This is a genomic window from Stenotrophomonas sp. CCNWLW57 (assembly GCF_037203925.1).
Lineage (GTDB): Bacteria > Pseudomonadota > Gammaproteobacteria > Xanthomonadales > Xanthomonadaceae > Stenotrophomonas > Stenotrophomonas rhizophila_A.
Genome location: NZ_JBBCBJ010000006.1, coordinates 235,031 through 249,881, shown reverse-complemented (window position 1 = coordinate 249,881; position 14,851 = coordinate 235,031). Strand labels below are relative to the sequence as shown.

Here is a 14,851-nt window from a genome sequence, read left to right as displayed (position 1 = left end):
CGCGGACTCACCGAGTCCGATACCGCGCCCCCAACCAGATTCCAATCGCCTGTACCGGCAACGACACCAACAACGTCACCACGAACCAGAACGGGTAATCGCTGCCCAGGTCCCACGCGGCAAACACCGACGCGGCGGCAATCAATACCCACACCACGCCGCCATGTGCGTACGGCCACATCGGCGCATAGCGCGCAGCAAATGCCGTAGCGGCAATGCCACCCAGGATCGTCCAGCCCAGGTCCCACGCCAGCCGCACCTCGCCCTCGCCCAACCCCAGCCAGGGCGCGATCCATCCACCGGCACCGCTCACCATGCCCAGCACGAACAGCGCCACCACGACGCAGAGCACCGAGAGCACTACGGTCTTCGCGGTGGACAGTGCGGACATCGAGCTCAGCCCACCAGCGCTGCCGACGCCCGCGCCAGTTCCTCGATCCCCGCCCAATCGCGCGCCTGCAGCAGCGCCCGCGTGGTCAGCCATGAGCCACCGACGCACAGCACATTGGGCAGGTGCAGGAAGTCGCGCGCGGTCTGCGCGCTGATTCCGCCGGTCGGGCAGAACCGCACATCGCCGAACGGGCCGTTCCAAGCCGACAGCATTGCCGTGCCACCGGCCTGCACGGCGGGGAAGAACTTGAACGTATCCAGCCCGTGCTCCAGCCCCAGCATCAGCTCGGACGAGGTGGCCACGCCCGGCAGGAACGGCAGGTCGGTATCGCGTGCGGCGGCGTACAGCCGTTCGGTCGCACCGGGCGCCACCGCAAAGCGGCCACCTGCGGCCTTGACCCGCTCCATCTGGGTGGCGGTCAGCACGGTACCGGCACCGACCACCGCATCGGGCACGGCTTCCACCATCGCCTGGATCGCCTCCATCGCAATGGCGGTACGCAGGGTCACCTCGATCACCGGCAGCCCGCCGTTGAACAGCGCCTGGGCGACATGCACCGCCTCGTCCACGCTTTCAGGGGTGTACACCGGAATCACCGGGGCCAGTTTCAGGACTGCGCGTACGCGTGGATCAGCGCCGGACATCGAATCGCTCCTCGCCCGTCAGGGCCAGTACGTCAGCTTCACTGACGGGGTTGAAATCACCGGGGATGGAATGCTTCAGGCTGGCCGCGGCCAGGCCGAAACGCACGATCACGTCCGGTTCGAACCCTTGCATCATGCCATGCAGGATGCCGGCAGCGAATGCATCGCCGCCGCCAATGCGGTCGACGATGCCGATCAATTCGCGCGCCGGCGCCACCGCGCGGGTGCCGTCGCGGCCCAGCAGCATCGCGCCGAGCGTGTGGTGATCCACGCTGACCGGTGTGCGCTGCGTGCATGCCATCCACTGCAGGCGCGGGAAGGCGGCGAAGGCCTGTATCGCAGCGGCGTCCACGCGGTCGGCCAGCGCGGGCTGCTCGAACTGCCCGCCCAACACCACGCCGATATCGCGGTAGTCGGCAAACGCCACCGTGGCGCAACCGAACAGCTCGCGCAGGATGCGCGGTGCATCGCCTTCCCAGCGCGCCCACAGCGACGGGCGGAAGTTGCCGTCGAAGGAGACCTTGACCCCCCGCTCGCACGCCGCGCGCGCTGCGACCAGGGTCGCCTCGGCCATCGCCGGGTTCAGTGCCGGGCTCACCCCGGACAGGTGCAGCCACTGCGCGCCGCGCAGCAACGCATCCCAGTCGTAGTCCGCCGCCGAGCCCAGCGAGAAGGCAGAGTCCACGCGGTCGTAGACCACTTCGCTGGCGCGTTGCACCGCCCCGGTGGTGAGGAAGTACAGTCCCATGCGGCCGGGACGGGTCTGCACAGTGGAGGTGCCCACGCCATGCTTTCGCAGTTCTCCGGCCACGAACTGGCCCAGCGGGTTGGCCGGGAGCGTGCTGACCATCTGCACGGTGTGCCCGAAGTGGGCCAGCGAAACCCCCACGTTGGCCTCCGCGCCGCCGGCATGCACGGCCAGCTGCGGCGTCTGCAGCAGCAGCTCACGGCCCGGCGCGCTCATGCGCAGCAACAACTCCCCGAAACAGACAACACGACTCATGGCGATGGATCCCTTCGTGGTGGGCATGACCTGCGGGTCAGGGCCCGGACAGTAATGGCTAGCGGTGTCATTCTAGCGGGGCGGTGGCCTTCGTCCACCTACCCAGTTTGTCGGAACCTATGTCCCGCAAGCGTCTACGGGACATTGAAAGTCTGTTGCGGTGCAAGATGCCCGATCCCCAACGGACTGTTAACGTCCGCCCTGACCAGCGGTGTCATTGCACTGACATGTCGCCGGATAGCTGTTTCATGTAGCACCTTGGGAGAGGGAAAACATGCAATATCGAAACATCCATAAAAAGACACCGGTTACCTTGCTCGCCCTGTCCATCGGCCTGGCGCTGAGCGGTACCACCTTGGCGCAGGATCCTGCCCCGGCCGCGGCCACCGACCTGGACACCGTCACCGTCACCGGCTACCGCGCCAGCGTCGAGAAGGCGCTGGACATCAAGCGCAGCGAATCGGGCGTGGTCGACGCCATCGTTGCCGAGGATATCGGCAAGTTCCCCGATCTGAACCTGGCCGAGTCGCTACAGCGCGTCCCGGGCGTGGTCATCACCCGTGAAGCCGGTGAAGGCCGCAACATCTCGGTGCGCGGCCTGGGCCCGGATTTCACCCGCGTCCGCATCAACGGCATGGAAGCGCTGACCACGGTAGGCGCGGGCGACCAGAGCGGCGGCACCAACCGCGGCCGTGGCTTCGACTTCAACGTGTTCGCCTCGGACCTGTTCTCGCAGCTGATCGTGCGCAAGACCGCGTCGGCCGACGTGGAAGAAGGCTCGCTGGGCGCCACGGTCGACCTGCGCACCGCGCGTCCGTTCGATTATGACGGCTACACCTTCGCCGCCAGCGGCCAGGCCAGCTACAACGCCATGGCCGAGAAGGCCGACCCGCGCGTCGCCGCGCTGATCTCCAACACCTGGGCCGATGGCACCTTCGGGGGCCTGCTGTCGGTGGCCTATTCCGAGCGCCAGGCGCTGGAAGAAGGTTCCAACACCGGCCGCTGGGCCAACGGCCCGAGCAACGGCAACTTCAGCGCGACTTCGCCGTTCGCCGCCGCGCGTTCGGCCAACGTCTACCACCCGCGCTTCCCGCGCTACGTGCAGATGGAACACGAGCAGAAGCGCCTGGGCGTGACCGGCACCCTGCAGTGGAAGCCGACCGACGCCACTGAAATCTCGCTGGATGCGCTGTACTCGAAGATCGACGCCGAGCGCGACGAGCACTACATCGAAGCCATTTCCTTCAGCCGCGGCACCAGCAGCACCCCGCGCCTGGTCGGCAAGCCGAACATGATCGTCAAGGATGGCGTGATCGAGAACAACGCGCTGGTCTACGGCGAATTCGACAACGTCGACATCCGCACCGAAAACCGCCACGACGAGTGGAGCACCGAGTTCAAGCAGATCGCATTGAACGGCCAGCACCGCTTCGGCGATGACTTCACCTTGTCCGGCAAAGTCGGCATCTCGCGCTCAAAGCACGAGAACCCGATCCAGACCACCATCATCATGGACAAGTACGATGTGGATGGTTACAGCTACGACTACCGGGGCAACAGCCGGTTCCCGAAGCTGAACTACGGCATCGACCCGACCAACCCGGCGGGCTGGGAACTGGCGGAAATCCGCCTGCGCCCGCAGTACGTCGACAATGACTTCGACACCGGCCAGGTCGATTTCAACTGGAACATCAGCCCCGGCTTCCGCCTGAAGGGCGGCATCCTGGCCAAGAACTACACCTTCAGCACCGTGGAACTGCGCCGCGCCAGCGAACTGGCCGTGCCCAACTTCCCCAACGGCACCAAGATCGTGCCGGTGGACATGACCCAGCAGGCCGGCCTGAAGGGCATCACCGGTACGCCGGACCAGTGGGTCGTGCCGAACCTGGACGCCATCGCCGACCAGTTCAACATCTACAGCAACTCGGGCACCTTCGCCGTCGCCCCGCGCGCCAACAACGTGCGCAGCGTGGATGAGGAAGACCGCGGCGGCTACCTGATGGGCGAGTTCTCCACCGACCTGGGCAGCATTCCGTTCTCCGGTAACTTCGGTGTGCGCTACGTCAAGACCAAGCAGAGCTCCACCGGTCTTTCCACGCTGGCCACCGGCACCGTGTCCACCACGGTGGACCGCAGCTACGACGACACCCTGCCTTCGTTCAACGTGGTGGCCGAAGTGGCGCCGGACTTCCTGATCCGCCTGGGTGCGGCCAAGGTGATGAGCCGCCCGGGCCTGGGCAGCCTGACTCCGGGCGCCACGGTGGCCGTGGCCGGCGGTGCGCGCACGATCTCCAGCGGCAACCCGAACCTGGACCCGATCCGGGCCACCAACGTGGACCTGGGCTTCGAGTGGTACTTCAGCGAAGGCGCCATGGCCGGTATCGGCCTGTTCTACAAGGACATCGAAAGCTTCGTGCAGACCACCCGCGAAGTGGCGCCGTACAGCGCCAGCGGCCTGCCGGCCGAGCTGCTGATCGGTACCGGTGCGTCGCCGGCCGATGACTTCACCTACACCAAGCCGGTCAACACCCCCGGTGGCGAGCTGCACGGTGTGGAAGCGAACTACACCCAGCCCTTCACCTTCCTGCCGGGCAACTGGTCCAACCTGGGCATCCAGTTGAACTACACCTGGGTTGAATCGCAGATCCAGTACATCAACTCCAGCGGCCAGCCGGTGATGAAGGCCGACCTGACCGGTCTGTCCAAGTCGAGCTGGAACGCCACGCTGTTCTACGAAGGCAAGGTGTTCTCCGGCCGCGTTTCGGCCACCAACCGCGACGATTACCTGACCCAGGTGCCGGGCACCGAAGCAGGCTTCAACGTGGACGGTACCCACGGCATGACCGGCACCACCTTCATCGACGCCTCGATCCGCTACGCGATCAGCGACAAGCTGGAGCTGAGCCTGGAAGGCATGAACCTGACCAACGAAGCCAGCGACGAGTGGGTGTACTCGCCGGCCACCGGTCGCCTGCCGCTTCAGTACACCGAAACCGGCCGGCAGTTCATGCTGGGCGCGCGCTACAAGTTCTGATCCATCGCAGAGCCGGCGGCGGCGTGCACGTGCACGCCGCCGCTGCTGCGACGCAAGATGTTGGGGAACCGCTGCTTTGCTAGCGTGTACTGCGTGCAGGCGTGCGGCGGGGATGTCCGCGCGCCTGCACGCAGCGCACGTGCACTGCGTTGTGCCGCTCTCCAACGCCACTGCCGTACTGCTGAGTTGTCGAAAGGAACCTGCCATGCCGCTGCACGTTGTCCGTTCGCCCCGCCGTACCCGCCTTTCCGCCAGCCTGATGTTGCTGCTGCTGGGAGGCAGTGCCGGCGCCTGGGCACAGGGCGCGCCGCAGCTGCTGTTCCATGTCTCGGCCGACAGCGGCTTTACCGCCGACACCGCGCAAGGCGACGCGGTTCCGAACTTCCAGGACAAGGTCAAACGCGTGCCCGATGGCGCGCACGGTGCGGCCATCCAGTGGGAAGACGACGGCGTGCTGTCCTGGAATGCCCCCGGCAACATCCAGGCACAACGCGGCACCCTGGGTTTCTTCTGGCGCCCCCGCTACGCGGTGGGTGAAGCGCCGTTCGTGATTTTCCGGGTCGGCTATGCCGACCACAGCAGCTGGGACATGGCCTGGCTGCGCATCGACTGGAACGGGCACGGCTTCGATGCCTTCGTGACCGACGCCAACCTGGCACGCACCCGCGTGTCGTTCAAACTGGATGCCCTTCCGTCGCCACAGCAGTGGCAGCACATCGCCTTCGGCTGGGACGAGAACCACGGCGTGCGCCTGTACGTGGACGGCAAAGAGGTCGCCCGTCAGGAAACCACCGCCGATTACGATGCCGCCCTGGATCAGCTCGGCCTGGCCGGCAGGGTGATGGCGCCGTACCAAGTGCAGAGCCGCTACAACTTCCTGCGCGGCAGCGATGTCGACGAAATACGCGTCTACGACCGCCTGCTGGACCCGACAGGCATGGCCGCGCTTGCCGCGAACAGGGCGCCGGCCTCCGCCGTTGCCGATGGCAATGCGATGCGCGCCTGGAACCATCGCTTCGGCTGGGACACGGCGGCACCGCCCGCGCTGACCGCGCCCAGCACCAGCATCCGCAAGATCGAGTTCGCCGACACCAAAGACCACAAGCAGTGGATGTGGAAGGCCACCGATGGCATCGCCGAGACCACCTGGCCGGGCGTGTACAACCGCTCGCGCCTGCCCGGTCGCAACGACTATTTCCAGCTGCCCGACTGGAACACCTACGTGGAAGGCGGGCAGCAGCTGGACCTGACCCTGCCTGACGGTGAGACCGTCAACCGCATCGAGGTGCGCGGCGCGGCCTTTGGCGCGCTCAGTCACAGCGCGGGCAGCACGGCGGCCACACCGCTGCTGCAGCGCCCGCAGGGCGTGGTGCGCAGCGTCGACCCAATTCCGGCGCAGACCGGCGGGGTGCTGCACTTCCGCAACACCGCGCAGGAAACCCCCATCCAGGAAATCTGGGCCTACCAGGTCAGCGACGCGGCCGAGCCGACCGGCACCGTCAAGCAGCGTTACTTGATCGACAGCAAGGCACGGCCGGACTACCTCAACATCACCGCGCTGCGCGACTACATCGGCGGCCGCTATCCGGCGGCCGAACGCAGCACCGTGATGGCCCTGCCCAAGGGCGCAGGTTCGCGGCGGCGTGCGGCCGATACGCTGCCGGCCAACCCACTGCCGATCGTGCACGTGCTGATTCCTTCCGGCGTGGGCGACGCCCCCGCTGCACAGCCGTTGATCCGCAGCTGGGCGCACAGCTGGGAAAACATGCATGACGGCCTGGACGGCGTGGCCATCGACCTGCCTGCGCTGGACCTGCCGGCGGCGAAGGACGGGCTCATTCCGCTCAACATCCGCATCAAGGACCCGATCTGGCCGGCGCGCGACATGATCGACGTGTCGGTGTCGGTGAAGCCGAACGAGAAGCGCACGCTGTGGCTGGACCTGCGCGACCGCATCCTCACCGCCAACAGCCTGTGGATCAGCATCGCTTCCGGTGCGCCCGGATTCAACGCCGGCTCGCTGGACGGCGCGGAAATCCGCATGGTGTACAAGGATCGCGCCGAAGCGAAAAAGGAACATGTAGCCGACCGCTTCAACCAGGCCCGCGACAACTGGGGCTTCCTGGTCGAAGAGCACACCACCTCCAAGCGCCAGCGCCTGTATGCGCGCGTGTACGCGGACCTGACCGACCTGCTGCGGGTCGACCCGGACCACGAACTGGGGCGGCTGTACTGGAACTACATCAGCTACAACAGCCAGGGCAAACCGCCGTTCACGCAGCCCGATGCGCCCAAGGGCGTGCCGCTGTGGGCGTTCCGCCAGACCGAAGACCTGAAGTTCGTGCGCCGCTTCGTGGACTGGTGGATCGACAACCGCCAGATCCCCTACGGCGATTTCGGTGGCGGCATCTCCGACGACACCGACCTGACCCAGCAGTGGCCGGGCCTGGCGCTGATGGGCGTGGAGCCGGACCGGCTCAACCGCTCGCTCACCGCCCTGTCCGACGCGGTGTACCGCAACGGCATGTTCTCCAATGGCCTGAGCACCATCGAAACCGACGAGCTGCACGCCTACGAGGAAGGCATCAACGCCAACAGCGCCATGCTCTACCTCAACTGGGGCGACCCGCTCACGGTGGAGCGCCTGATGGAAACGGTGAAGGCGTTCGACGAGCGCATCATCCTGCCCAACCCGCAGGGCCACCTGCTGTTCTCCAGCAACTGGTTCGGCGGCAACAAGGTCTACCGCGAGCCGAACTGGCAGTGGCAGAAGCCATACTCGTTCCCGGCGCTGCACCCGGCCTTCCTGATGGGCCAGTACAACGCCGACCCGACCGGCCGCAAGCTGGTCACCGGACTGGCCGACAGCTACCTGGCCCACGCCTACACCGACGACAAGGGCCGCTGGGCGCTGCCCAACGAGATCAACTGGGCCACCGGCAAGGTGCGCGGCGGTGAGCTCAACAACGGCTCCGGCGGCGGCGATGTGATGCACACCTTCTGGGCGGCGTGGCGCTGGACCGGCGACGACAAGTACCTGAAGGCGCTGGACTACCGCGTGCAGCGGGGGGGCCCTGGCGCACTGGCCAACCTGGGCGAAAACTTCGTCGAGGTGCTGGGCAAGGGCGCGGAGTGGAACCCCGGCCTGGTCGCCGATGCCGATGCAGGCAACACCGGGTTCTCCAGCCTGATGGCGTGGCAGGCCACTGGTGACAAGAAGTACCTGGAGGCGCTGCACGCCGATGGCATCCAGGCCAAGGCGCAGCGCGAGTACATGAACACTGAAGGCCACTGGTGGTCCGACCGCGTCGAAGCACCGAGCGAGTTCCTGCAGCGCGCCCGCCTGGGCGGTATCGCGCTCAAGCGCAACCAGAGCTGGCCGGGCCACACGGTGAGCTGGCGTTTCGCCCAGCCCGATGCAGCCGAACAGGTGGCGCTGCTGGTGCATGCACCGTCCACCGAGCGCTTCAAGGTGATTGCCTACAACACCGGCAAGCGCGCGGTGGATGCGCAGATGAGCACGTGGAATGTCACCGCCGGGACCTGGCGGATGACCAGCGGGGTCGACCGCGACGGGGATGACCGGATCGACGGCAGGGCCGACGTGCGCGAGGTGACGCTGGAGCGCAGCGCGTCCGTGCCACTGCGGTTCGCGCCGGGGCAGGCGCAGGTGGTGGAGTTCGAGCTGATCCAGGCGGGCACGCCGGTGGAACAGCGGCCCGACCTGGCGGTAGGCCGTGGCGACGTGCGCGTGGATGGCCGCCAGGTGCACGTGACCGTGCACAGCCTGGGGCATGTGGGCACGCCGTTGGGGACGGCGGTGCTGGAAGATGCGGACGGGCGTGAGCTGGCGCGGACCGAAATTCCGGCAATGGCAGCGCCCACCGATCTGGTGCCGAAGACCACCACGGTGGCATTGCCGCTGTCTGCGGGTAACCGCAGCGGGCTGAAGGTGCGGGTGATGTTGGGCGATGGCGGCGCCGAAGTGACCCAGCTCAACAACGTGGTGGCGGTCGAGTGACCGCCTACAACGTCACCGCCCCCTCGATACACGTCACGCAGGCACCCCCGATCCACAGCGCGTCCCCCACCCATTCCACCTGCACGCGTCCGGCGCGACCCATCACCGTGCCCTGGCTGATTACATACCGGTCCGGCGCCGCAGTCTCCCGTAGCAACCACCGCGCGATACCCGCATTGAGGCTGCCGGTCACCGGATCCTCTGGTGCGGCCTCGCCGGCAATGAACGCACGCGATTCAAACTGTGCATCCACCGCGTCGCCTTCGCCACACGCCGCGAACACGCCTACCATCAGCCCATCCAACGCCGCGTAATCGGGGCGCACCGCCAACACGGCCGCACGGCTGCGCAATCGCAACGCCAACCACGGCGGGCCGTTGTCCACCCATTGCGCATCTACCAGTTCATCCACGGCCACCCCCAATCCCACCCGCACCCGCTCGCGCAACGACGGGTCCAACGGCCCCTCCCGCCGCAATGGCGGCGCCTCGAACGCCAACCCGGCCGCATCGCGGCGGATCCGCACCAACCCGATCCCGCACTCCTGCACGATTTCCCCGCCACGCGGCACGCCGCCATTGGCCAGCCACGCATGGCAACTGCCCAGCGTGGGATGCCCGGCGAACGGCAGCTCGCCCAGCGTGGTGAAGATCCGCACGCGGTAATCGGCACGCGGGTCGTTCGGCTTCGATACGAACGTGGTCTCGCTCAGGTTGGTCCACCGCGCAAAGGCGGCCATGCGCGCATCGCTCAACCCATCGGCATCAAGCACCACGGCCAGCGGATTGCCCAGCAGCGGATCGGTGCTGAAGACGTTGACCTGGAGGAAGGGGTGGGACGTCATGGGCAGCGGTTCCTTGGCGGGATGTGGCGACATGCGGGCATCTTGGCGGTGAACCCTGCATCAAATCTAGGATCTTTTTCAACGCACCACCCCAATGGCCGCAGATAGCATCTAGTCGTCATCGACACGCCGATGCACAGCGCCTTACTTCTTGGGGATGCACCTATGAACACGAGCGTCGCCGCCATCGACAAGGCGCTGCTGACCGAAGCACGTCCGCGCCCACAGCCTGACGTTTCTGGCGCAACCCACGGTTGGCGGGTGCGGGAGTACGAGGACGGCGGTGTGGACCACGTTGAAGTCCGCGATGGTACGGGCCGGGTGCAACTGGTCATCGCCTACGCCGCGGGCGTGTTCTGGGCACTCCACGTAGGGTTTCCCACAGCGCGGGTGTCGCTGCCGAACTGGCGGTTGAAGTTGCCCGAGGGCGCCAGATGCACCGAGGTCTACGTTGGTGCCCGTTTCTCCCTCACCCGGTTCAGCAAAGGCGAAGAAGCGGTGTGGTGCATCCATCCCGCATGACTGCGGCTTGGCAACGCCGCGTCACGCGGCGTCGGTTTCCATTTCCTTCATGCGGCGCTCGTACCAGCCGTCGTGGTCGGGTTCGAAGATCGCGCTGCGGGTCATTTTGCCCTGGTAGACGTGCACGGAAATGGCCAGCCGCTCGTCGCTGGTGTTGCGGATGGTGTGGTATTCGTGCGGCGGAATCAGGCTGCCGGCGCTGCCGCAGTCGCCGATCACCGACGGCTCGGCCTGGAAGCGGAAACGTTCGCCCCTGCGTTCGAGCAGCCGGTACTGGGTGACTTCCAGTTGCCCCAGCCACACCCCTTCCACGCACCACAGGCCGCTGTGGTCATGCAGCGGCGTACCCTGCCCCGGCGCCCAGCTCATCGCCACGATGCTGTAGCCGTGCGCCGGGCTGCGGTACAGCTCGCGGCGTGCGTAGTGGTCGCTGATCGGGCGGTGCACGCAGGCCGGCAGCTGGATGCGGCTGTCGGCAATGGCCTCGCAGAGCGCACCGCGCAAGGTTCTGGCGATCTGCTGGGGATCGTCATGCTGCACGGCGTGATCGATGGCGGCTATCAATCGATCGCGGCCATGGAACGGCGTAAAGAGATCGCAATGGTCCTGCATGCCCCCAGTCTAGGCGATGGAGGTTAAGGACATGTTTGATCTGAATCACGGCAAATAACTGCGTATTGGCCGAAAATCTATTGGATTTCGTTGTTTGGTTGGTGCTGCCTATCGTTGTTTGGAACGGGCACGGCTGTGCGTGGGACGCGCGAGGCGTGTCGCTACATCGTGCCTCGCTGTACAAACGGGGCCTGCTGGTACAGGCGTCGTTCGCCGCCACGGGGGTCGTCAGCGAGCTGCGGCGGGGTGTTGAACAGCATCGTCTGGCGGCGATCAAGCCCGTACTGCTCCCACTGCGGCAGCCCCGGGTGCTGCGGGTTGCCGGTGCGGGCGAAGGCGATCAGGGCATCGCTCATCGCTGCCGCCATGCGCTGCGCGTCGGCCGCTTCCCCAGTACGCGAACCCTCTGCCCGGGTGTTGTCGAACACCAGCGGGATATCCAGCGTGTGGAACGCTCCCAGCCTGCCGCCGTCCAGCGGTGAGCACCAATCGAGCTGGTACGCCCAGGTGGGCGCGCCCTGCCGCGCGCGTGCTTCCAGTTCCTCCACCGCCCCGCGCCAGGAGCGGCCGGCGGTGGTGGCGGCAAAGAACACATCAGAGGGCGTGTAGTGCGGATACAGGCGCCGATATTCGGCGATCACCACCGATGGCAGCAGATCGACGAACTGTTCCTTCTCCAGCCTGGCCGGCAACGTCTCCCAGGTCAGCGCGAAGTTGGCCGGGTCGTGGCCCAGGAACGCGCGTGTCTCGTCGTGGGTGTTGCCGATCACCATCGGGATCCCGGCGGACTGCTCGGGCGCCTGCGGCCAGAACGGATGTGCCGGCAGCGCGCCGCCATCGACCACGGGCCCGAAGTACAGGCTGGTGTTCTCCACCCGCGACGGATCGCGCGCGCGGGTGGCCGCCAGCAGCGCCGACACCGGCAGCGCCAGCAAGCCCTCCACATCCTGTGCGCCCACCGCCTGCATGGCGATCTGCGCACGCTGGGTGGCCGCACGCGGCCCGGCCGCGGTGACCTGCTGGCCACTCATCGTCCAGGCACGCTGGAACAGGCCGCGCGCGGCGGGCATGGCCATCAGCGTGGCGATCTTGGCGCCGCCGCCGGACTGACCGAACACGGTGATGTTGCCGGCATCGCCACCGAACTCGTGCGCATGTTCGCGCACCCACCGCAGGGCCTGGATCAGATCGAGCTGGCCCACGTTGCCCGAATCAGCGAAGCGCGCATCACCCAGCTGCGCCAGGTACAGGTAGCCGAACACATTGAGCCGGTGGTTGACGGTGACCACCACTACATCGCCACGCTGGCACAGCGCGCTGCCGTCGTACTGCGGGTCGCTGCCGGAGCCGTTGTTGTACGCGCCGCCGTGGATGTAGAACAGGATCGGCCGGGGCTTGCCGTCGCGCAGCGCCGGCGTCCACACGTTGAGGTACAGGCAGTCTTCGCTGCCGGGGCCGTCCTCCTTGCTGCCCTGCGGTGCGGCCGGGCCGTAGGCCAGTGCATCGCGCACCCCGCGCCACGGCAGCTCAGGCAGTGCCGGCTGGAAGCGCCGGGTCGCGGTGTCCGCGCCATAGGGCACGCCAAGGAAACGGTGCACGCCCTGGTCATACCGGCCGCGCAGGCGGCCGCCGCGCACCGTCGCCAGTGAAGCGGTCGAGTCGGTGCGGGTGGACGCGCCTGCAAGCGATGAAGCCAACGGCAACGTACCGGCCGCCAGCAGCATTGCGTAGCGCGCACTGTCGCGCAGGAAGCGGCGGCGCTGCAGGTCGGCAGGGGTGAGCGTCATGGCGCCTTTTCCCCGTTCTGCGCCTGCATCCAGCGCAGCGCAAGGGTGGGCCACTGGGTGGCAAGCGCAGCGGGCGGCAGGCGTACACCGAAGCCGTGCCCGCCGTGCGCGAACAGGTGCATTTCACTGGGCACGCCCGCCGCCAGCAGTGCCTGGTAGTACAGCAGGCTGTTGTGCACGGACACCACGTCGTCGTCCTGCGCGTGGACCAGGAAGGTGGGCGGAGTCTGCGCGCTGACCTGCGCCTGCATCGAATACTGCTGCTCCAGCGCGGGCGTGGGGTGTTCGCCTAGCAGCCGGGTGCGCGAGCCGCTGTGCGCGTGCCGGCCCATGTCGATCACCGGGTACAGCAGCAGCGCGAAATCCGGGCGCGCGCTGAGCGCATCGGTGGCATCGCCGATGCCCGGCAGCGCGGTGGCGTAGCCGTTGCTCAGCCGCGCAGCAACATGGCCGCCTGCGGAAAAGCCGATCACGCCGATCCGTTGCGGATCCAGCTGCCACTTCGCTGCGCCGGCGCGGATCACCCGCATCGCGCGCTGTGCATCGGCCAGTGCGGCCTGGCGGTCCCCGCGCCCGGCCGGCAGCCGGTAGCGCAGCACGAACAGGGTTACCCCACCCTGCTCCACGAAGGCCGGCACCAGCGCGGTGCCTTCCTTGTCCAGGACGATGCGCTGGTAGCCGCCACCGGGAATGACCAGCAGGGCGGTGCCGTTGGGTCTGGCCGGGCGGTAGGCAACCAGGTACGGCGCGCTGACGTTGTCGATGTAGCGGTCCGGCAGCGCGGGGTCGGCGCTGCGCTCGACCACGTTGGGCACCGCGCCGCGCTTGGGTTCCCTGGGCACCCTGCCGGCGGGCCAGAGCGCGATGCGGGTGGGCGTGCCGGGGGCGGGCTCGCTCTGCGGCACCGGGCGCTCAACGGCCTGGGCCGGCGGTGGGGCAACGGCGGCCAGCAGGCAGCCGGCCAGCAGGGACATCAACACAGCACAACGCATCCGCGGCAGTCCTCTCAGGGGTGGGCAAACGGTAGCGTGCCGGGCTCGTGCAGGTTCTGACGCGGTGCACATTGCCAATGACACCGGTTTACCATATACAGCTCATCCAAGTGCTGTCGATGGGCAGTGCAACAATTCACCGGGAGACCCGCTTGAGCAACGATCAAGGCAAACAGGACCTGCCAGAACAAGGGTTGGGCGACATCGCCCACGCGTTCGTCACGGCCCGCCAGCAGGGCCGTTCACTGCCGGATTTCCCCGGAACCATCCCGGAAGACCTGGTTACCGCCTACCAGGTGCAGGACCAGGCCATCGCGCTCTGGAACGACCAGGTGGTGGGCTGGAAGGTCGGCTACATCGCCGCCGAGCGCCGCGATGTCTCCGGCGACGACCGCCTGCTGGGCCCGATTTTCTCTCAGCGGCTCTGGAATGCTACCGGTGGAACAGTGGACATTCCGGTGTTCGTCGGCGGCTTCGGCGCGGTGGAAGCCGAGTACGTGATCCAGCTGCAGCAGGACGCCCCGGCCGACAAGCTGCACTGGACCGCCGAAGAGGCAGAAGCCCTGCCCGCCAAGCTGTTCATCGGCGTGGAAGTGGCCAGCAGCCCGCTCGCCACCATCAACAAACTGGGCCCGCGCGTAGTGGTGTCGGACTTCGGCAACAACAACGGCCTGGTGCTGGGCCCGGAGATTGCGGACTGGACCTCGCTGGACGATGCCGACCTGCGCGCCGAAACCCGCATTGAAGGCGAAGTGGTAGGCACCGGTGGCGCCACCCTGCTGCCGGGTGGCCTGCGCACCGCGTATGCCTTCGCGCTGGCCCGTTCGGCCCAGCGTGGCCGGCCGCTGAAAGCCGGCGATCTGATCGCCAGTGGTAATGCCACCGGTATCCATGACATCGCCGTAGGCCAACAGGCACTGATCCGTTTCGCCGGTTACGGCGACATTACCTGCAGGGCCATCGCCGCCGGGTAACCGTGCGGCCATGGCGAGTACGCTTGG

The 14,851-nt window shown here is 67.2% G+C and carries 11 protein-coding genes; 4 read left to right on the top strand and 7 right to left on the bottom strand.

Annotation, left to right across the window (positions count from 1 at the left end; translation table 11 throughout):
* Positions 1 to 7 precede the first annotated feature (7 nt).
* The 3 genes from V9K91_RS15810 to V9K91_RS15800 are packed head-to-tail and all read right to left on the bottom strand — an operon-like array spanning position 8 to position 2,044.
* Positions 8 to 391, bottom strand: a complete 384-nt coding sequence (locus V9K91_RS15810) for a hypothetical protein (RefSeq protein WP_095362409.1) — start codon at positions 389 to 391, stop codon at positions 8 to 10.
* Positions 392 to 396: 5 nt separating this feature from the next.
* Positions 397 to 1,035 (bottom strand): bifunctional 4-hydroxy-2-oxoglutarate aldolase/2-dehydro-3-deoxy-phosphogluconate aldolase, encoded by a 639-nt coding sequence (gene eda / locus V9K91_RS15805; protein ID WP_068848083.1) that lies wholly within the window; start codon positions 1,033 to 1,035, stop codon positions 397 to 399.
* Positions 1,022 to 2,044: a sugar kinase gene (locus tag V9K91_RS15800; protein WP_176472573.1), complete on the bottom strand. Its 1,023-nt coding sequence runs from the start codon at positions 2,042 to 2,044 to the stop codon at positions 1,022 to 1,024. Before V9K91_RS15800 ends, eda begins: the two co-directional genes overlap by 14 nt.
* A 268-nt stretch (positions 2,045 to 2,312) precedes the next feature.
* On the opposite strand from V9K91_RS15800, the gene V9K91_RS15795 reads away from it, so the two are divergent.
* Together V9K91_RS15795 and V9K91_RS15790 are read left to right on the top strand one after the other, a co-directional pair.
* Positions 2,313 to 5,072 (top strand): TonB-dependent receptor, encoded by a 2,760-nt coding sequence (locus V9K91_RS15795; protein ID WP_249833406.1) that lies wholly within the window; start codon positions 2,313 to 2,315, stop codon positions 5,070 to 5,072.
* A 259-nt stretch (positions 5,073 to 5,331) separates the two neighbouring features.
* Entirely contained in the window at positions 5,332 to 9,093 is a 3,762-nt protein-coding gene (locus V9K91_RS15790; RefSeq protein ID WP_336443653.1) for a LamG-like jellyroll fold domain-containing protein, read from the top strand.
* A 4-nt stretch (positions 9,094 to 9,097) separates the two neighbouring features.
* On the opposite strand, the gene V9K91_RS15785 is transcribed toward V9K91_RS15790, so the two are convergent.
* The gene (locus tag V9K91_RS15785; RefSeq protein ID WP_095362629.1) at positions 9,098 to 9,937 is read right to left on the bottom strand and encodes a PhzF family phenazine biosynthesis protein; all 840 of its coding nucleotides are present in this window, start codon (positions 9,935 to 9,937) and stop codon (positions 9,098 to 9,100) included.
* Positions 9,938 to 10,102: 165 nt separating this feature from the next.
* Here V9K91_RS15785 and V9K91_RS15780 point away from each other — a divergent pair, with 165 nt between their 5' ends.
* Positions 10,103 to 10,459 (top strand): hypothetical protein, encoded by a 357-nt coding sequence (locus V9K91_RS15780; protein ID WP_095362412.1) that lies wholly within the window; start codon positions 10,103 to 10,105, stop codon positions 10,457 to 10,459.
* 21 nt (positions 10,460 to 10,480) lie between these two features.
* On the opposite strand, the gene V9K91_RS15775 is transcribed toward V9K91_RS15780, so the two are convergent.
* The 3 genes from V9K91_RS15775 to V9K91_RS15765 all read right to left on the bottom strand — a co-directional run bounded on the left by V9K91_RS15775 (position 10,481) and on the right by V9K91_RS15765 (position 13,832).
* Positions 10,481 to 11,071, bottom strand: coding sequence for a cysteine dioxygenase family protein (locus V9K91_RS15775; protein ID WP_336443607.1), 591 nt, complete (start codon positions 11,069 to 11,071; stop codon positions 10,481 to 10,483).
* A gap of 161 nt (positions 11,072 to 11,232) precedes the next feature.
* Positions 11,233 to 12,858 (bottom strand): carboxylesterase/lipase family protein, encoded by a 1,626-nt coding sequence (locus V9K91_RS15770; protein WP_336443608.1) that lies wholly within the window; start codon positions 12,856 to 12,858, stop codon positions 11,233 to 11,235.
* Complete coding sequence (locus tag V9K91_RS15765) at positions 12,855 to 13,832, bottom strand: alpha/beta hydrolase (RefSeq protein ID WP_336443609.1); 978 nt, start codon at positions 13,830 to 13,832, stop codon at positions 12,855 to 12,857. Before V9K91_RS15765 ends, V9K91_RS15770 begins: the two co-directional genes overlap by 4 nt.
* Positions 13,833 to 14,002: 170 nt before the next feature.
* Between V9K91_RS15765 and V9K91_RS15760 the strand changes: the two genes are divergently transcribed.
* A complete protein-coding gene (locus tag V9K91_RS15760; RefSeq protein WP_336443610.1) occupies positions 14,003 to 14,824 on the top strand; it encodes a 2-keto-4-pentenoate hydratase in 822 nt (273 codons plus the stop codon).
* Positions 14,825 to 14,851 lie beyond the last annotated feature (27 nt).